We start from the raw sequence: 17,763 nt of genomic DNA, 5'->3' as shown, positions 1-17,763 counted from the left end.
CTCAGGCGTCGAGGGCCTTGAGCAGCTCGGCGGGCGCGGCCTGCATGGGGTGCGGACCTGCGATGTCGAGGAAGACCGTGGTGATGGCGCCGCGATGGGTGGTCAGGAACGACTTCAGCCACGTCGGCGAGTAGATGCCGACGCCAGGGGGCAGGTTGGCCGGCTTGTGCTTGGCGTCGCTGAACAGCAGCAGGGCGACGTCGCCGGTGCTCGTGTCGCGGTACGTCCAGACCTCGCCGCTGTCGAGCGGGTTGTCGCGGGCGCCGGGCTTGATCAGCGGCACGACCGTGTTGCCGTTGCGGAGCGCGAGGGCGACGGCCGCCATGTCCTGCTTCTCGAGGGCCTGGGCCAGAGCCTCAGAGCGGAAGTCCTCGGGTGCGGGGCGCTTGCTGCTGCCTGACTTCTTCTTCGCCATGACACCAGCCTAAGAGTGGGGCCCTCTCGAGTCCTCCATTGGGGACTGGGGAACTCGAGAGGGCCCTCCGGCTCTCGGTCGCGGCGATTGTCGAAGCGCTGGGGACGCTGGTGTCGACACCACTGGGGATGGTTTGCCGCAACAGAACTGAGAACCTGACCTCCATGGTATCCCAAAATATCGTTCGTGTCAGCCACGAATCGAGAATGAGTTCGCGTCGGTATCGACTTTTCGCTCAGCGCAGCAGAATCTGCTTGGGCGTCTCGCTGCTGAAACCACCGATCGACACGGCGACATGATACGAGGCCCCTCCTCCTGGTGCGCGCGGACGATTCTGCTCCTCGCATGTATCGGCCGATGAGCGCGTGCGATCCCAGACGACCGGCGACGCACTGGGCACCGAGGAGCCGGCCGCGAGCGTCACGATCATATCGCTCGACTCCGACTGGCAGTCGGTCGAGCGCCACCACACATCATCCCCACTGCTCACGGTGAAGCTCTGCGTGCTGGAGCCCACATTCAGGGTGCAATCCCTGGCGCCCGTGTTGGCCAGCAGGATCGACAGCTGCGGCAGCGCCTCGGCCGGGTACGTGTCGGCGTCAGTCACGGCGGTCACGGTCACATCCTCCTGAGTGCAGGCCGCGATGCCCGGCGTCTCGGAGGGCTCCGGACTCGCCTCCGGTGAGGCGCTCGGACTCCCGGACGGGGTCGTCGGCGCACTGGCATCCGGAGCGGGCGTCCGATCGGCCTGCACGGGCGCCGCCCACGGCTGCGCGATGGCGAGCCACACTCCGCCGCCGACGGCGGCGAGCACGAGAACGACGAGAAGCAGCACCGCGAGCCTGCGGCGACGGTACACGGCGGCGGACTGACGGGACATGAGTCCAGGCTAATTCAGGTGCTTGATCATCCTCGTGTTGCCGAGCGTGTTCGGCTTGACATGGGCGAGATCCAGGAACTCCTCCACGCCGGCATCGCCGCTGCGCAGCAGCTGGGAGTACACGTCGGCGTCGACGACCTGCTCGCCGATCGGCTCGAACCCGCGGCGTGCGAAGAACTCGGTCTCGAAGGTGAGGCAGAACAGCCGGGTGAGCCCGAGCTGCCGGGCGCGGTGCTCGAGATCGGTCACGATCGCGCGGCCGACGCCGTGGCGCAGATAGTCGTCGCGCACGAGCAGGGTGCGCACCTCGCCCAGGTCCTCCCACATCACGTGCAGGGCGCCGCAGCCGATCAGCTGGCCGTCGGCCTCGGCGATGACGAACTCCTGCACCGCGCCGTAGAGCACGGCGAGGTCTTTGCCGAGCAGGATGCGCTGGTCGACGAGCGGCTCCAGCAGGGAGTGGATGCCGATGACATCTGTGCTGCGGGCGGGGCGGACGAGGAAGTCTGTCACGGCTCCACCCTAGATCGACGCCCCCGCCGCGAATCCGCATGTCAGCTGGGAGTCGGGATGTGCTTATGGTTGCCTCAGGCAACTACATGTAGAGTGAGAGCATGCCCACAGGCGCCCCCTCCCCCGAGAACGAGCTGCTGCAGGCGCTCACGCTTCTCGTGGCGCGATGGTCGTCGCCGAATGTGCAGCGCTCCGTCGCGCAGAGCGCCGGTGTCACCGTGGACGCGGGCGACGTGTCGACGCTGTACATCCTGGGCCTGCATGGGCCGCTCCGTGCCGGCGATCTCGCCGATGCGATGCACATCAGCCGTCCGACCGTGAGCAAGCAGCTGGCCCGCCTCGAGCGCGCGGGCATGATCACTCGCGAGTCCGACCCGAATGACGGCCGGGCGACCATCGTCGGCCTCTCTGCCGAGGGCGCGGCCGCCCATCGGCGACTGCTGGCGCAGGGCATCCGGATGATGCGTCACGCGCTGCGTGACGTCTCGCGCGCCGACGCCACCGCCTTGGCCGCTCAGGTCGCCGACCTCGTCGCCCGCCTGGGCGTCACCGACTCCCCCGGCGACTCAGCCGGGGACCTGCCGCGCTCCCACCCGGAGCGCAGATCTGAGGAGGATCAGTCATGAACCGCACCTATGTCGTCACCGGATCGGCGTCCGGCATCGGCGAGACCACTGCGCGGCTGCTGCGCGAACGCGGCGCCCGGGTGATCGGCATCGATCTGCGCGACGCCGACATCGAGGCCGACCTCAGCACGGCGGAGGGCCGTCAGTCCGCCGCTGCTGCGGCGATCGACCTCGCCGGCGGAACCGTCGACGCCGTGATCGCGTGCGCGGGCATCTCGGCGCCGATCCCGAAGACGCTCTCGGTCAACTACTTCGGTGTCGTCGAGCTGCTCGAGGCGCTGCGCCCGGCGCTGGAGCGCTCCGACGCGCCGCGCGCGGCGGTGGTCTCGTCGATGGCCTCGCTCCAGCCGAGCCCGCCCGAGCTGGTCGATGCGGCACTGTCGGGCGACGAGGCGGCGACGCTCGCGATCGCTGAGGAGCTGACTGCACAGGGCCCGCGCGAGGCGTACCAGGTGTACCCGGCGTCGAAGCGCGCGCTGTCGCGGTGGGTGCGCCGCCGCTCGATCTCGCCCGAGTGGGCAGGTGCGGGCATCCCGCTCAACGCGGTCGCCCCCGGCACCGTGCTCACCCCGATGACCGAGCAGCTGCTGGCCACCGACGAGGGGCGCGCGATGGTCGACGCTGCGGTGCCCATGCCGCTGAACAGCCACCAGCCGCCGGAGTCGATCGCGAACCTCCTGATCTGGCTGACCGGGGTCGAGAACACCCACCTGGCCGGTCAGGTGATCTATGACGACGGCGGCGCGGATGTCACGCTGCGCGGCGAGGACATCTGGGCGTGGAACGACCCTCGCTGATCCCCTGAAGACGCGAAAGAGGGTGGATGCCATGGCATCCGCCCTCTTCCGCGTCTCAGCTGATCAGCCCGCCGCGAGGTCGGGCGTGGTCGAGATGCCGCCGCCGGTGTTGATGCCGACCGAGACCTTCTCGCCGCGCGGTGCGTGCTCGAACGCGAACTTGCCGTCGACGACGTCGACCTTCACGTGGTCGCCGCTGTTCAGCTGACCGTGCAGGATCCGCTCGGAGAGCTGGTCCTCGATCTCGCGCTGCATGGCGCGACGCAGCGGACGCGCACCGAGGGCCGGGTCGAAGCCGATGTCGATGAGCTTGTCCTTCGCGGTGTCCGACAGCTCGACGGTCATGTCGCGGTCGAGCAGACGGTCGGCGAGCTGCTTGGTGAACAGGCCGACGATCTGACGCAGCTCATCCTTGTTCAGCTGCGGGAACACGATGATGTCGTCGAGGCGGTTGAGGAACTCGGGCTTGAAGTGGCGCTTGAGCTCTTCGTCGACCTTGCCCTTCATCCGCTCGTACGTCGTCTGCGAGTTGCCCTCGATCTGGAAGCCGACCGGGCCACCGGCGATCGCCGACGAGCCGAGGTTGGTCGTCATGATGATCACGGTGTTCTTGAAGTCGACGATGCGTCCCTGACCGTCGGTCAGACGACCCTCTTCGAGGATCTGCAGCAGCGAGTTGAAGATGTCCGGGTGGGCCTTCTCGATCTCATCGAACAGCACGACCGAGAACGGCTTGCGGCGCACCTTCTCGGTGAGCTGGCCGCCCTCTTCGAATCCGACGAATCCGGGAGGGGCTCCGAACAGGCGCGAGACGGTGTGCTTCTCACCGAACTCGCTCATGTCGAGGGAGATGAGCGCTGCCTCGTCGTCGAACAGGAACTCGGCGAGGGCCTTGGCGAGCTCGGTCTTTCCGACGCCGGTGGGGCCGGCGAAGATGAACGAGCCGCTGGGGCGCTTCGGGTCCTTGAGGCCCGCGCGCTGACGGCGGATCGTGCGGCTGAGCGCGGCGATCGCCTCTTCCTGGCCGATGACGCGCTGGTGCAGCGCCTTCTCCATGAAGACGAGTCGGCTGGACTCCTCCTCGGTGAGCTTGAAGACGGGGATGCCGGTGGCCTGGGCGAGCACCTCGGCGATCAGGCCCTCGTCGACGACCGCCTGGGTGGCGACGTCGCCCGAGCGCCACTGCTTCTCGAGGCGCAGCCGCTCGCCGAGCAGCTCCTTCTCCTGGTCGCGCAGCGACGCGGCCTTCTCGAAGTCCTGCTCCTCGGACGCAGCCTCCTTGTCCTGGCGGACCTTCGAGATCTTCTCGTCGAACTCGCGCAGCTCCGGCGGGGAGGACAGGATGCTGAGGCGCAGACGCGCGCCCGCCTCATCGATCAGGTCGATCGCCTTGTCGGGCAGGAAGCGGTCGGAGACGTAGCGGTCGGCGAGGTTCGCCGCGGCGACGATGGCGCCGTCGGTGATCTGCACCTTGTGGTGCGCCTCGTAGCGGTCGCGCAGACCCTTGAGGATGTTGATCGCGTGCGGCAGGGTCGGCTCGTTCACCTGGACCGGCTGGAAGCGACGCTCGAGCGCAGCATCCTTCTCGAAGTACTTGCGGTACTCGTCGAGCGTCGTGGCCCCGATGGTTTGCAGCTCGCCGCGGGCGAGCAGCGGCTTCAGGATGGATGCCGCGTCGATCGCACCCTCTGCGGCGCCCGCACCGACGAGGGTGTGGATCTCGTCGATGAAGACGATGATGTCGCCGCGGGTGCGGATCTCCTTGGTGACCTTCTTCAGGCGCTCCTCGAAGTCTCCGCGGTAGCGGGAGCCGGCGATGAGGGAGCCGAGGTCGAGCGAGTAGAGCTGCTTGTCCTTGAGCGTCTCCGGGACGTTGCCCTTGACGATCGCCTGGGCGAGGCCCTCGACGACGGCTGTCTTGCCGACGCCGGGCTCGCCGATGAGGACGGGGTTGTTCTTCGAGCGGCGCGAGAGGATCTGCATGACCCGCTCGGCCTCCTTCTCGCGACCGATGACGGGGTCGAGCTTGCCGTCGCGCGCAGCCTGCGTGAGGTTGCGGCCGAACTGGTCGAGCACCTGCGAGCCGCCCTGGGCCGCCTGCTGGTTCTCGTTGGTGGTGGCTCCGACCGAGGCGGTCTCGCGACCGGGTGCGCCGGAGAGCAGCTGGATGACCTGCTGGCGGACTTTGTTGAGGTCGGCGCCGAGCTTGACCAGCACCTGGGCGGCGACGCCCTCGCCCTCGCGGATGAGGCCGAGCAGGATGTGCTCGGTGCCGATGTAGTTGTGGCCGAGCTGCAGCGCTTCGCGCAGGCTCAGCTCGAGGACCTTCTTCGCGCGAGGCGTGAAGGGGATGTGGCCGGTCGGCTGCTGCTGACCCTGGCCGATGATGTCCTGAACCTGCTCGCGCACGGCGTCGAGGGAGATGCCGAGGCTCTCGAGGGCCTTGGCTGCGACTCCTTCGCCCTCGTGGATGAGGCCGAGCAGGATGTGCTCGGTGCCGATGTAGTTGTGGTTGAGCATCTTCGCCTCTTCTTGGGCGAGGACGACCACTCGGCGGGCTCGGTCGGTGAATCTCTCGAACATGCTGTGACTCCTTTTCGCGCGGGGCGAAGTGGCGGTGGCGCCGTGTACATCGAGAGTAACGACCGCGACGGGGTGGAATGCCCGTGTTCGCCGTCGGCATACGCTTCGACGTCCGGCCGGCGGTAATTGGGCGCCCTCCCCGGTCATTGAGCGAGCGCAGCGAGTCGAAATGCATCCCCGGTATCGAGCACCCCTCCCCGGTCATTGAGCGAGCGCAGCGAGTCGAAATGCCATCCCGAACTATTGACACCCATATCGATGGTCGTTATGTTAACGAAAAGCGATAACAACGACTATCGATACAGGAGGGCATCATGAAGATCAGGGACGGCGCTCCGCCGGAGCGCACGCTGAGCAGGGGCGACACGGTCAGCCTGGCGCTGTTCGTCGTCGCTGGGGTGGCGATCGCGGCGTGGACGGTGTGGAACGTGGCCGTCCGCATCGCCGAGCTGGTCGGCGGCGGCCCGATCGAGGTGCTGGTCGAGTTCCTGGGCACGATGGCGGATACGCAGATCGGCCCCACGAGCCTCACGGTCGAACTGGATCGCGGCGTCATCACGGTGGATGGATTGGGCGCCCCGGGCGTGGTGTCCGGGGTGCTGGGTCAGCTCGCGTTCGCGATCACGGTGGTCGTCGTGGTGGCCTGCCTGATCGCACTCAGCCGCAACATTCTGCGCGGGCGCGTGTTCAGCAAGACGAACACCCGAATCGCGGGGATCGGCGGCGGGGTCGGGCTGGTCGGAGCGGCGATGTCTCGGTTCTTCGACAACATGCTCGCGAACGCCGCGATGGCTCACGCGATCGACGGACCGTTCCACACGGCCGTGATGTCGGTGGAGCCGTTCAACTTCGTGCTCGCCGCCTTCGCTCTGGCGGTCATCGCTTCGGTGTTCGTCGTCGGTGACAAGCTGCAGCGCGAGACGGAGGGCCTGGTCTGATGTACTTCTCATCCGAAGATCTGCTGTCGGGGTTGGGCTGGCTCGCTGTGTGGCTCGGCGTCGCCGGAATCGTCGTCGCCATCTCGATCTGGCGGGCCAGACGACAGGGCAGCACGACGCTGGCACTGGATGTGACGCGCAACGCGTCGCTGGTGTACATCGGGCTCATGGTGATCGGCGCCGGTCTCAGTGGCCTCGACACCATGGGCGGCGAGGGCGTCGCGCTCGATGACGACGCGTGGGCCTACGTCCGCGAGAATCAGAGCGCGCTCGACTCGAGCGCCTGCCCCGAGACGTACGGCGGCGAGGTGGGAATGCTGTGCGGTGATTCGTACGTCGGTCCGGTGCCGTTCGGCATCCAGCTGCTGATCTTCGCCGGCACTCTTCTCGCCCTCGCCGCCTCGGCGGCCATCGCCTGGGCGATCTACAACGCGACCCGCCGTGCGGGTCAGCGACAGCCTTTCCACCCCAGCGTCTCCCGCACGTTCGGGGTCGTCGCGATCGTCTCGATGTCTGCGGCGGTCATCGGAGATCTGCTGCATCAGATCGGGATGACGTTGGCGGTGCGCTCCCTGGACTGGAACTCTGCCGCTCCCCAGCTGAACTTCGGGCTGGACGTGGAGCTGTGGCCGTTCGCCCTTGCGGTCGGGTTGTTCGCCCTGTCGGCGATCTTCCGCTTCGGAGCTCAACTGCAGAACGAGCGCGAGCAGCTGCGGCGCGAGACGGAGGGATTGGTGTGACGCCGGCAGAAGCGGCCGACGAGTTCACGGGCATCCACTGCCGCCTGGACGAGCTCCTCGCCGAACGCGAGATGACCCTGACCGAGCTGAGTGCCCGCGTGGGAGTGAGCATCGTGAACCTCTCGGTGCTGAAGAACGATCGCGCGCGGGCGATTCGCTATTCGACCCTGCGTGCGGTGTGCGAGGCGCTCGACTGCGAGGTCGGCGATCTGCTCGTGCTCGCGCCACGTGAGTGATCGCTCCAGGGTGACTTCGGTGCGACAGAAGGGCCGCTTTCTGACACGGCGGGTCACGTTATTCCTGCGCGATCGATGAGGGCCGGTGCCACGCGTGTGGCCATACCATTGCACGCGCGCCGGAGTCAGCCGTTGACGCTGAAGCTCCAGGTGACGCCGTACCGGTCGGTGAGCATGCCGAAGCCGGCGCTCCACGCCGAGGCTGCGAGCGGCTCGATGGTCGTGGCACCGTCCGCTAGAGCATCCCAGTGCAACTGGAGCTCATCGAGGGTGTCGGCGCCGACCGAGACGAAGACCGCCTGGTCGGTGATGGTGGTGTGGTTCTCACGTCGGGTCGAACCGGCACCGGCGATCCCGCCTTCGGCCAAGCCCGGGATGTCGTAGCCCATGATGCGGAAGCCATTCTCAGCGGCGACGAGGCCGAAGACGACCTTGTCGGAGCCGGGGACCTCGGCCGGCATCCCGAAGTCGGCATAGGTGTTGACGACGAGGTGTCCGCCGAACACGGACTGGTAGAACTCGAGCGCCGCTCGCGCGTGGCCACGGAAGTTGAGGTGGGTCGTGGTCTGGATGGTCATGTCTGCTCCTTGGTAGGGCGGGCCTCTTGCCCGCTGCAGTCAGAGTCGCAGCCGTATAGGTCTATTTCTGTCCTAGATGCCGAATACAGTTGCCGATATGACGACGACGGCGCGACTGCTGAGTCTTCTGTCGCTGCTGCAGACCCGTCGGGACTGGCCTGGCCCGCTCCTGGCATCCCGCCTCGGCACCAGCAGCCGGACGGTTCGGCGCGACATCGAGCGGCTGCGCGAGATGGGGTACCGCATCTCGGTGACGATGGGGCCGGTGGGCGGATACCGGCTCGACGCCGGCAGTGAGCTGCCGCCTCTGCTGTTCGACGACGACCAGACTGTGGCCGTCGCTCTCGCGCTGCAGACCGCTCCGGCGATCGGGGGTGGCATCGAAGAGGCCGCGACCCGGGCGCTCGCGACCATCCGGCAGGTGATGCCGTCGCGGTTGCGTCACCGGCTGGACGCGCTGGAAGTGACATCGGTGGGGCGTGCGGGCGACCCGGCGCCGATGATGGTGCCGTTCGAGGTGCTGGTCGTTCTCGCGGAGGCGATTCGCGCGCAGCAGGTGCTGCGTTTCGATTATGCCGAGCGCGGCCCGGCCGAGACGGCTGCGATCGCGCCACGGCGGGCTGAGCCCATGCATCTGGTGACGTCGAATGGCCGCTGGTTTCTGCTCGGCTGGGACCTCGATCGCGACGACTGGCGGCTGTACAGCGTCGACCGAATCCGTCCTCGCACGCCGCACGGGCCGCGGTTCACGCGACGGCCCGTGCCGGGCGGGGACGTGAGCGAGTTCGTGTCGGGGCGCCTCAAGGGGTCGAACGTGAATGAGTGGGCTTGTCGGGGCACCGTCATCCTCGATCTGCCGGCGCAGCAGGTGCTGCCGTTCGCCGGTGACGGGACTGTCACTGTCGTCGACGAGAGCAGGTGCGCTCTGGAGGCGGGTTCGTGGTCGTGGGGTTCGCTGGCCGCGTCGTTCGGCCGGTTCGAGGTCGCGATGGAAGTCGTCGGGCCGCCCGAGCTGGCTGCGGCGTTCCAGACTCTCGCCGCGCGCTATCGGGCGACGAGTGAGCGGGCGGTCGCGCGCTGATTCGCGGATGCCGACTCGCCAATCGCCAATCGTCCTTCGCCCACACGCGTCTTTCGTGAAACTCGGGGGACGTGCATCCGCCGACCGCCTCCCGGGCACCCACTGCCGCGAGCGTTCCCTTCGCGCTTCCGGTTCTCGCGCGGGGCGCCGTCAGGCGACTGCCGGCCGGAATCGCAACGGCGGTGGGCCCAACTCACCCCAGGCGTACGAGAGGAAGCCTCGGGCTCGCAAGGCGCGCACTCCTCCCCCGGGATCGTGCAGCTGGAAATCGCCCCTGCCCGAGCGGGCAATGCGCCACCCACCGTGATGCAGTTCCATGTGGTGGAAGCGACAGAGCAGGATCCCGCGGTCGATATCGGTGCGCCCGCTGTCACGATGCCATTCGTCGATGTGGTGCGCCTCGCAGTAGGAGGCGGGGCGGTCGCACCCCTGCCATCGGCAGCCTCCGTCGCGCAGAGCGAGGGCGATGCGCTGTCGGGGAGTGAAGAGGCGCTGCTCTCGGCCGACATCCAGCGGATTGCCGCACGCGTCGACGCGGACCGGGACGACGCCGGAGTCGCAGATGTGCTGATCGACGGCGGAGGCCGGGAGCACCCCGAGCCCGTCTTCGGCATAGCCGGCTCGGGTGCCATCTTCGCGCACCACCTGCACCAGCCGCACTCCCGCCTGCCGGGTGCCGAACACGTCTTTCGCCTCGGCGAGCGCGCCGGCGCGGAGCAGGTCGATGATCAGGTCGTACTGCAGCTGCTCATTTGTTCGCGGGTCGTCGGCCAGAGCCTTCGCTTTGGCCTGCTCTTCGGAGTCGACGAATCGCGGTCCGCCCCGGCGCGGGCGCAGCACCGAGTTGATCAGAGTGCTGATGAGAACCGCACCGTGGTCTTCGTATGCGATGGATGCTCTGCGCACGCCGTACTGGTCGGTCCACTCGCGGTAGGAGCGCTTGTCATGCCGCTCGAGGAAGCGCCGTTCGGCGCCTTCCGGGTCGAGCAGGTCGCGAATCGCCCTGGCTGCGGCACCGAGTTCTTCTGCGGTGCGCTCGGAGGCTTCTGCGATCAGCTGCTCGGCGGCTTCCGCCCACGCCTCGCGGATGCGGTCATCGGCGTCTCTGTACTGCTGTTCATCGAGTGCGCCCTCGGCGGCCGGCGGTTCACCGAGTCCGCGTTCGATGACGTCGAACTGAGTCGTGCTGATGCGCCCGTCGCGGCGAGCGGCGCGGAGCGGCGCGCGCCAGTCGATCGGCCGCCACGGGGCATCCGATTCCTGGCTGCTCTCTTGCGGGGCATCCGGCTGCTCTTCATCCGGCTCAGGCGAACCGGCCTCGTCGCCGAGCATCGCCTCGCCGACGCGCACCTGCCGAGAGGCGTCCGCCTTGCTCGAGCCGGTGATCTTCTGCACGAGCGAGGCCGCGCTGCTGTGCCCCTCCTTCTGCGCAGCGCCGGAGTGGCCGGCGTCGCGGCGCGAGCGGATGGCGATGACGCCGACCGCGATCAGGCGCAGCTGCTCGGCGTGCTGCAGCGCTTCGTTGGATTCACGCAGGACGGCGACGACCTCGGCATCCGTCATGGCGGTCACCGCGTGCAGCGCCTGCGTCAGCGACGCGCACGCGTCGCCTCGGTCGCGCAGGGTCGGGACGAGCTCCGCGACCTCGGTGAAAGTTGCCATACTCTATGGTCGCAGGGGCCACCGACATTGGAAGATCGGGCGGCGGGCTTGCACCCTCACCGTCGATCCGCCGCCACCCGCAGCGCGTCGATGGCCAACGGCCACGGCAGGCGCTCCTGCTCCAGCCGCACTCCGCCCTCAGCAGCGATTCGATCGAGCGTCCCCTTCTCAGACTGTGTGAGCGACGGCAGCATGCGCACTGCAACTCCGTTCGGATCGGGCACCCACAGATCTCGGTGCGCTGCGAGTGTGATCTCGTCCATCAGCACGCTGACCGCGTCGATGCCATTCGAGCGCAGCCGGTGCAGGATCGCGAATCCGTCAGCATCCAGGTCCCCCCAATAGAGAACCCTCGACGCACGCGCCCACGGGAGGCGATGGATCGGCACCGCGTACCCTCCGCCGTGGATGGCGACGGCCCCGGGCCAGTCGGGTAGCGCCAGCACCGACTCGAGGTTCTCGCAGACGATGACTATGCGAGGGCGGATCTGCAGGGCCGCTAGCTCGTCGATCGGCGCAGTGACGTCACTCAGTCCTCCCGGTCGTGCCTCCGGGTCGAGGATTCGGATCCGGAGCATCTCCGGCGACGGCACCAGGCCGAGATCCGGTTCCCCCGTGATAGCCGCATACAGCGACTCGACGAGGGCGCGATGCGCGCCGAGCCACTTGGTATGCATGCCGGGGATGGGCACCTGCCGCAACCGATAACCGGATGACGGGTGCCGCCGCAGCCAGGTGAGCACTTCGAGCAGCAGCGCGAAGTCGAGGTCCGACTGCCGATCTATCGATCCCCCGCGACGCTGGATCGCCGCGACGATCTCGTCACCGTCGCCGAAACGTGCACGGAGCTCTCCCGCGCGGTCTCGGATCCGCACCCAATCGCGGTACACGATAGGCCCGGCGAATCGGGCGATGGTGTCAGCCGTGTGCAGCGAAAGACGCTCTGGCAGCTCCTGCCTGCCCACGCTGGGCCAGTTCTTCAACGCCCAGCTGACCTGGAGACCTGCGCCCTGAACGTTCCGCCAGGATTCCGCCCAATCGCTCGCTGCACGCGGGTCGGCCAATACCTCGCGCTCTGTGGGCGGTTTCAGCGGAATGCTGAGTGCACCAAGGCCCTCATCGCCGCGAGCAGCCCACTCGCGGCGACTCTTGTCGACCGCTTTCGCGGCGCGGGCTCGGGCGTCGGCGACGCTCAGAGGCATCAGTCCACCTCTTCGAACGGCACATTCGACAGCAGCGACTGCTTGCGCGTCGGGTTCGATACCGAGGTGACGGCTCCGACGTAGCTCTCGATCGTCTGCAGCAGCTTCTGCGGAGTCGCGAGGATCATGTGGAACCCGAACTCCCGGAAGACGTCCATCGCCATCCGGGTGTACTGACTGTCGGCTTTGTCGAACGCCTCATCGAGCACGATCGTGCCGTACGTCGGAACATCCTGTTCGTCGTCGGTCAGCTGGTAGCGCAGCGCGGCGGCCAAGCAGAAGATGACGAGCTTCTGCCTCTGTCCGCCGGAGAGTCCGGCGCTCGAATCGTGCACGCTCAGCACCCGGCCTGCGCGGTCGACCTCCTGCGCCTGGAACGTCACGTGTTCGCGGGTATCGAGGCAGCGCTGACGCCAGGCGTGATCGGCACGATCGCCGTTCTCGGCCGACTCGAGGCGATCCATGATGCGCTTCAGCGCCGCGAACCGCTGCTCGGCCCGCAGGTCGTTCTGATCCCACGACCCGTCGACGATGCCCTTCAGGTCGGTCATGAACTCCGTCGCGTCCGGTGAGCGCCTCGTCTTCACCCGGATCCGCAGGAAGCGGTCGGCGTCGAACAGCGACCGACCCAAAGACGCGTTCACCGGATCGATGCGCTCCTCTACCTGCTTGGGCGCGTCGCGGATCTCACTGAGCAGATGCCCGATCAGATCCCGCGACTTCTCGCGCAGCAGTCGGCGAAAGTTCTCCTCGTGCTCTGGAAGACCTCGGCCACGGATGCTGTCGAGCAGAGCGCGATACCCGTTGCGGTCATCGACGTCGGATGTCAGGTCGGGCGCGGCGGCCGGCCAGGAGCTTCGGAACTCGGATGCCAGGCGCGTGAACGTCATCATCGAACGGGCGCGTGCCGCGTCGGCATCCTTCGCCGCAGCATGCAGAGCGTTCGCGACCTTCAACCCGATGTCACCGATGTTGGCCGTGTCGACCCGCCGCTGAACAGCGCGGTAACGCGCCTCGAGCCGAGTGACGTCGGCATCAGCCACCGCGACGCCGTGCAGCCGCGCCGTGAGCTGCTCGATCAGGGAATCCGATGTGCGCAGCGCGCTCTCCGCGAGCGCACGCGCCGCGTTCGCCCTGTCTGCCTCCTGGTTGCTGCGCTGCTTGCCTTCTTCGGCATCAGCGACGGCTCGCGACGCCTCATCGAGGTCCCGGCTGCGTGCTGTGAGGCGCGCCAGCTCGGCTTCACGATCGGCGATCATCAGTTCGGCTGCTGTGACGTCGAACTCTGCCCAGGTGCGTTCCAGCACTCGTTTGAGCAGCAGGCGTCTGGCGACGACGACGTCATGTGCGGCGAGATGCTCGTCGAGTTCAGCCCGTGCTCGATCGAGCTCGTGCTGAGCGGCTGCACGGCGCTCGAGAAGATGGTCGATCTTCGCCTGGTTGTCGGAGCCGAGGATCCAGTGCCGTCTGTCATCGATCGGCACGCGATCGTTCTTCTCGTACCGACGAGCAGACAACTTGATCTGACCGCCGATGGTGACGCCGCGCTCGACCCCATCGAGTTCGTCGGGGCTCGCCACGCACGAGACGTCGAAGGCGTCCGAGAGCCGGGCCTGCATCCAGGTCTGGAACCTTCCGTCGGCGACGCGCACGCGGTGCAGCAGCGAATCGCGTGCCTGTGCGGGCCGCGGCGTCGTCGCATCCACCGGCACGGCCTCGATGACCAGGCGGGTGCCGAGCGGACGTCTCTCGATCAGACGTCGCACGCGCACCAGATCGGCGTCGCGCACCAGCAGCGCCGATGCGAGCGGACGCAGCACCCGCTCGATCGCTCCCGTCCACTCGGCGTACTCGGGCAGCACGTCGATCAGCTCACCGCCGAACGGAAGCGTCTTCTCGCCGACCCCCAGTTCGCTCGCCAGCCACTCGCGCACGTCAAGCAGCCGCGGTTCGAGGTTGCTGCGCCGGTGCTTCAGCGACTGCAGCTGCTCGTCGAGCTTCTCCACGCGCCGACGTGTGTCGGAATGCCGCTCGTGTATGGCGTGGCTGCCATGATCGCCGTGCTCAACGGAGAGGTCGGCGCGCGCGGATTCCTGCAGAGCTGCAAGCTCTGCAGCATCCGTTGGCGCGTGCTCGATCCCTGCAGAACGCAGCTCGGAGGCGAACCGTGCAGCCTGCTCACGAGTGCGGGCCGCCTCACGCCGCGCGTCGTCGATGCTGCGACGCACGAGTCCGGCATCCACTCCCCCGAGCTGCGCTTCGCGCATCCGCGCCTCGCTGAGGACGCGGTCGGCCTCGTTTCTCGCCGCGTCTGCGGCGGCTGCGCGGTCCCGCGTCCTGGCCAGTTCCGCCACCTGGTCTTCGCGTTGCGCCTGGGCGAGCTTCAGGTGCAGACGGTCCTGGAACGGCTGCTGCACCTCGATGAGGTGCTGCAACTCGGCTACCGTCTCGGACTCACGCTCGTACCCCGTCGTCGCCTCTTCGATGTGTTCGAGGTGCTCTGCCTGACGACGCAACTCGACCACATGCTCGTGCGCCGCGTTGAGTTCGCGGAACTGCTCGGTGGCGTTGCGCGCCTGGTCGAAGGTGCCAGGCCGATCGAGCATGAACGCACGAAACAGAGTGTCGAGGTTGCCCAGGTTCTTGGCCGACTGCGTCTTGTGCAGCAGGTGCAGGGCGTTGTCGCCGCTGATGCCGAACACACGCCGCATCCGGGTGAAGAAGCCGCCGTGGCTGCCGGTCGAGATCACAGCGTCGGGAAATGCCGCCTTCAGCCGGCGCGCCTCGATGCCCTTCGCGACGAATGGGGCGAGCTCGGTCAGGGCGATCTCGGTGCGCAGCAGCAGGAAGGCATCTTTGAGGTCAGCGCGCGCCGTCAGCGTGCCCGGCAGGTGGAAGAGACGAACGAGACTCACCGGCGCATCGTTCAGGTTCTCGAAGCGCAGCAGAATCGCGCTCCAGGTCGCCCGCGGGCGAAGATACGTGCTGACGGCTCGGTCTTCGAGCTCGTCGGGCTCTTTGCTCCAGGCGCCCCGCACGTAGCTGACCAGGCCGCGATCGTCAGCGCGCGAGGACGCATCTTGCGCGGCTGCGTTGAAGCGCAACCACCGTTCGGGGGTGAGCACTGCCGCGATCGCGTCGAGCAGCGACGATTTGCCTGATCCGGATGCTCCGGTGATCAGATGTCCTTTGCGAGAGACGTCGATGCGATGGGCACCGTCGAAGGTGCCCCAGTTGACCACCTCGAGACGCGCGAGGCGCCACTGCCCTGGATGTCCGTCATCCGTCCCGGTGTCCTCGATGGGCAGCTCAAGCAACGTCATCTTCGCGCTCCTCGTCGTCATCGGGTGTCGCGATTCCCAGGTCGGCGACCGTGCCGCTGCTGTCGCGTTCGCCCGAGCGGATTCGCTCGTACTCGACGGCGATGATGCGCACCTGATCGGCGTCGACCAGCATCCGCAGCACGGGTGAGATTTCGACGCGCTCGTCGGTGAGGGTGTGGACGACGCGCAGCTTGTTGCGCATCTTCAGCCACGAGGCGTTCAATCTCTTGGCGAAGTCCGTCTCGTCACGGTCTTCGGTGCGGAATGGCGCCAGCTGCTCGAAGACGTCATCCCTTCCGACGATGACGCGCCCGTCGTGCTCGCCGCTGAGCAGCATCTGCCGGAGCACCAGCAGCATCGCGGTGTCGATGAAGGTGAGCTGCTCGGATCTCACGGCGACGGGAGCATCTTGTTCTCCGGCGTCGGCGTTGCGCACGAATGCGAAGCCGGCGTCGCGGTCGAGCACGAGATCGAGGAAGAGGTCGTGCAGGCGAGAGCGGATACTCGCTTCGTCGGCCAGCAACGCGGACCATGGGGCCGGTGCCCGGGTCGCCGAGAGGTAGGGCCCCTGAATCAGCTTCAACAGCGCCCGTCGGGCGTCGATGCCGAGCGTGCCCGTGTCGCCGGGCCACCTCGAGACGGCGGCGGCCTCGCGGCCCGCTGCCGTTGAATCCGTCTCTGTCACAGCACCCTCCCGGTGAACCGATAGCTGGGAATCCGCGCGGCCCTGGTCACGGCATCCACGCCGACCCAGGTGACACGTTCTGGATCGCTCGCCACCCCTTGGGCGGCGCCCATGGCCAGCAGACCGACGACACTCGCGACCCCCTGTGTCGCCGGGAATCGCTCGAGCACCCCGCCGACCGTGACAGCGTCGACGTCCTTCAGCATCTCGTTCACGTTGACAGTGAGCTCATCGAAATCGATCTCGGTCTCGCGCGCGAGTGCACGCAGCTCTTCGATGCTGACCTGTGCTGCCTCATGGGTGATGACCGCCTCGGATGCGTCGTATGCAGCGGGATCGTGCAGCCGAAGCGAGCCAGCGCTGCGCATCGGCACGGCAGACAGCGACAGCCTGATGTTGGTCGTCTTGTAAGGCTTGATCCGGATGCTTGCCGCGTGGCCTGCGGCGAGCGCGCCGCGCAGCTCTCGCCGCAGCACGCGATCACGCTCGTACTCCTGCGACTGGACGTAGCGGCGCAGGCCCCTCGCGAACGTCGTGATCACGTCGTGGATCTCGCCGCTGCGCTCTTTCAGCGTCCGCAGCAGTCGGCGCAGAAAGCGCCGCTCGGCGAGGCTCAGCGCGCCGATGAAATCGCGCTCGAGCACCCGCCGTATGTCATCCTCGAACTCCTGGCCGCGCTCAGGGTCGAGCACCAGCCCGGCGAAGCCGGTGAAGCTGCGACCCGCGTCGGACTCGTCAATCATGTTCACGCCGCGGAAGATGTCATCGAGCACAGCGCGTTGCGCCGCATCCGATTCCAGCACGCGCGCACGCAGGTCGCGGTTGAGCCCCTCGAACTCTGCGCGGACCCGCGCGAAATCGCTGGGCATGTCTTCTGCCATCGCCAGGATGTCACGCACGCGCTCGACGGCGCGCTCCTGGTCGACGGGTGGCGACTCGCCGCGGTTGATCGCCTCGATCTCTGCGTCGATCTGTGCGCGCTGCTCTTCGAGGCGCGCGATGCGGGTGCGCGCGTCGGGGTCGGAATCGACGGCCAGCCGGTGCAGCTGTGATGCGATGCTCGCGAGCCGCGATTCAGTGGCGGCCTGGCGGGGCTGTGCGAGCTGGGCGAGGAAGCGCGCCGCAGTCAGCGCCGCCGGTGACAGCTCGAAGGTCTCGCCTCTGCTGGTTTCTGCCGGCCTCCGTACGAGATAGCCTGCCGCGCGCCAGTCGGCGCAATACGCCTTAGCGGTGCCGCGCAGCTCGAACCCGTGGGCTCGCAGTTCGTCGAGGTCGGCGTCGATGCGCTCATAGAGGTCTTCACTCTCGATGCGGCGCTCTTCGCCGCCGAGGTGGGCGGCGAGTACTGAGACCATCACCGGCGCGTTGTCGGCGCGGAGCATGCGCCACGCGACGTGCTCGTCGAGCAGTCGAGACAGCGCGTGCGCCTGCGCCAGTGCGGTCATGGATTCTCCTCAGATGGGGACCTTGCCCATCCTGACGGATGCTACCGACACTCGGTGAC

16 protein-coding genes are annotated in these 17,763 nt (G+C 67.7%); 6 read left to right on the top strand and 10 right to left on the bottom strand.

The genetic code is table 11. The features are described 5' to 3' along the window. Position 1: 1 nt before the first annotated feature. The 3 genes from ACIPV2_RS11275 to ACIPV2_RS11265 all read right to left on the bottom strand — a co-directional run bounded on the left by ACIPV2_RS11275 (position 2) and on the right by ACIPV2_RS11265 (position 1,808). On the bottom strand, positions 2-415 hold the full coding sequence (locus ACIPV2_RS11275) for a dehydrogenase (RefSeq protein ID WP_400841286.1): 414 nt from the start codon (positions 413-415) through the stop codon (positions 2-4). Positions 416-650: 235 nt separating this feature from the next. Next, the gene (locus ACIPV2_RS11270; protein ID WP_400841283.1) at positions 651-1,295 is read right to left on the bottom strand and encodes a hypothetical protein; all 645 of its coding nucleotides are present in this window, start codon (positions 1,293-1,295) and stop codon (positions 651-653) included. Between the two features lie 9 nt (positions 1,296-1,304). Continuing rightward, positions 1,305-1,808, bottom strand: coding sequence for an amino-acid N-acetyltransferase (locus ACIPV2_RS11265; RefSeq protein ID WP_400841281.1), 504 nt, complete (start codon positions 1,806-1,808; stop codon positions 1,305-1,307). A gap of 101 nt (positions 1,809-1,909) precedes the next feature. On the opposite strand from ACIPV2_RS11265, the gene ACIPV2_RS11260 reads away from it, so the two are divergent. Further along, positions 1,910-2,434 (top strand): MarR family winged helix-turn-helix transcriptional regulator, encoded by a 525-nt coding sequence (locus tag ACIPV2_RS11260; RefSeq protein ID WP_400841279.1) that lies wholly within the window; start codon positions 1,910-1,912, stop codon positions 2,432-2,434. Continuing rightward, a complete protein-coding gene (locus ACIPV2_RS11255; protein WP_400841277.1) occupies positions 2,431-3,231 on the top strand; it encodes an SDR family oxidoreductase in 801 nt (266 codons plus the stop codon). The genes ACIPV2_RS11260 and ACIPV2_RS11255 overlap by 4 nt, the downstream gene beginning before the upstream one ends. A gap of 63 nt (positions 3,232-3,294) precedes the next feature. Here ACIPV2_RS11255 and ACIPV2_RS11250 read toward each other — a convergent pair whose 3' ends face one another. Further along, positions 3,295-5,814: an ATP-dependent Clp protease ATP-binding subunit gene (locus ACIPV2_RS11250; protein WP_400841275.1), complete on the bottom strand. Its 2,520-nt coding sequence runs from the start codon at positions 5,812-5,814 to the stop codon at positions 3,295-3,297. A gap of 314 nt (positions 5,815-6,128) precedes the next feature. Here ACIPV2_RS11250 and ACIPV2_RS11245 point away from each other — a divergent pair, with 314 nt between their 5' ends. The 3 genes from ACIPV2_RS11245 to ACIPV2_RS11235 are packed head-to-tail and all read left to right on the top strand — an operon-like array spanning position 6,129 to position 7,728. Continuing rightward, entirely contained in the window at positions 6,129-6,752 is a 624-nt protein-coding gene (locus ACIPV2_RS11245) for a DUF2975 domain-containing protein (protein WP_400841273.1), read from the top strand. Continuing rightward, complete coding sequence (locus ACIPV2_RS11240; protein ID WP_400841271.1) at positions 6,752-7,492, top strand: hypothetical protein; 741 nt, start codon at positions 6,752-6,754, stop codon at positions 7,490-7,492. The genes ACIPV2_RS11245 and ACIPV2_RS11240 overlap by 1 nt, the downstream gene beginning before the upstream one ends. Then, positions 7,489-7,728 (top strand): helix-turn-helix transcriptional regulator, encoded by a 240-nt coding sequence (locus ACIPV2_RS11235; RefSeq protein WP_101188799.1) that lies wholly within the window; start codon positions 7,489-7,491, stop codon positions 7,726-7,728. Before ACIPV2_RS11240 ends, ACIPV2_RS11235 begins: the two co-directional genes overlap by 4 nt. Positions 7,729-7,853: 125 nt before the next feature. Here the strand turns inward: ACIPV2_RS11235 and ACIPV2_RS11230 are convergent, their stop codons facing one another. Next, a complete protein-coding gene (locus tag ACIPV2_RS11230) occupies positions 7,854-8,306 on the bottom strand; it encodes a VOC family protein (protein WP_400841269.1) in 453 nt (150 codons plus the stop codon). A 97-nt stretch (positions 8,307-8,403) separates the two neighbouring features. Between ACIPV2_RS11230 and ACIPV2_RS11225 the strand changes: the two genes are divergently transcribed. Beyond that, a complete protein-coding gene (locus tag ACIPV2_RS11225) occupies positions 8,404-9,387 on the top strand; it encodes a helix-turn-helix transcriptional regulator (RefSeq protein WP_400841267.1) in 984 nt (327 codons plus the stop codon). 150 nt (positions 9,388-9,537) lie between these two features. Here the strand turns inward: ACIPV2_RS11225 and ACIPV2_RS11220 are convergent, their stop codons facing one another. From ACIPV2_RS11220 to ACIPV2_RS11200, 5 genes are read right to left on the bottom strand one after another with little or no spacing between them, the layout of a single operon-like run. Further along, positions 9,538-11,049 (bottom strand): DUF222 domain-containing protein, encoded by a 1,512-nt coding sequence (locus ACIPV2_RS11220; protein ID WP_400841265.1) that lies wholly within the window; start codon positions 11,047-11,049, stop codon positions 9,538-9,540. 56 nt (positions 11,050-11,105) lie between these two features. Continuing rightward, positions 11,106-12,251 (bottom strand): Wadjet anti-phage system protein JetD domain-containing protein, encoded by a 1,146-nt coding sequence (locus ACIPV2_RS11215; protein ID WP_400841263.1) that lies wholly within the window; start codon positions 12,249-12,251, stop codon positions 11,106-11,108. Next, a complete protein-coding gene (locus tag ACIPV2_RS11210; protein WP_400841261.1) occupies positions 12,251-15,574 on the bottom strand; it encodes an ATP-binding protein in 3,324 nt (1,107 codons plus the stop codon). Before ACIPV2_RS11210 ends, ACIPV2_RS11215 begins: the two co-directional genes overlap by 1 nt. Further along, on the bottom strand, positions 15,561-16,259 hold the full coding sequence (locus ACIPV2_RS11205) for a DUF4194 domain-containing protein (RefSeq protein ID WP_400841259.1): 699 nt from the start codon (positions 16,257-16,259) through the stop codon (positions 15,561-15,563). The genes ACIPV2_RS11210 and ACIPV2_RS11205 overlap by 14 nt, the downstream gene beginning before the upstream one ends. Next, positions 16,256-17,704, bottom strand: coding sequence for a DUF3375 domain-containing protein (locus ACIPV2_RS11200; RefSeq protein ID WP_400841256.1), 1,449 nt, complete (start codon positions 17,702-17,704; stop codon positions 16,256-16,258). The genes ACIPV2_RS11205 and ACIPV2_RS11200 overlap by 4 nt, the downstream gene beginning before the upstream one ends. Positions 17,705-17,763: the final 59 nt, after the last annotated feature.

It is taken from the genome of Microbacterium sp. NPDC089987, from assembly GCF_044748505.1.
Lineage (GTDB): Bacteria > Actinomycetota > Actinomycetes > Actinomycetales > Microbacteriaceae > Microbacterium.
The sequence above is the reverse complement of the archived record's forward strand: the minus strand, read 5'-3'. Positions and strand labels throughout refer to the sequence as shown.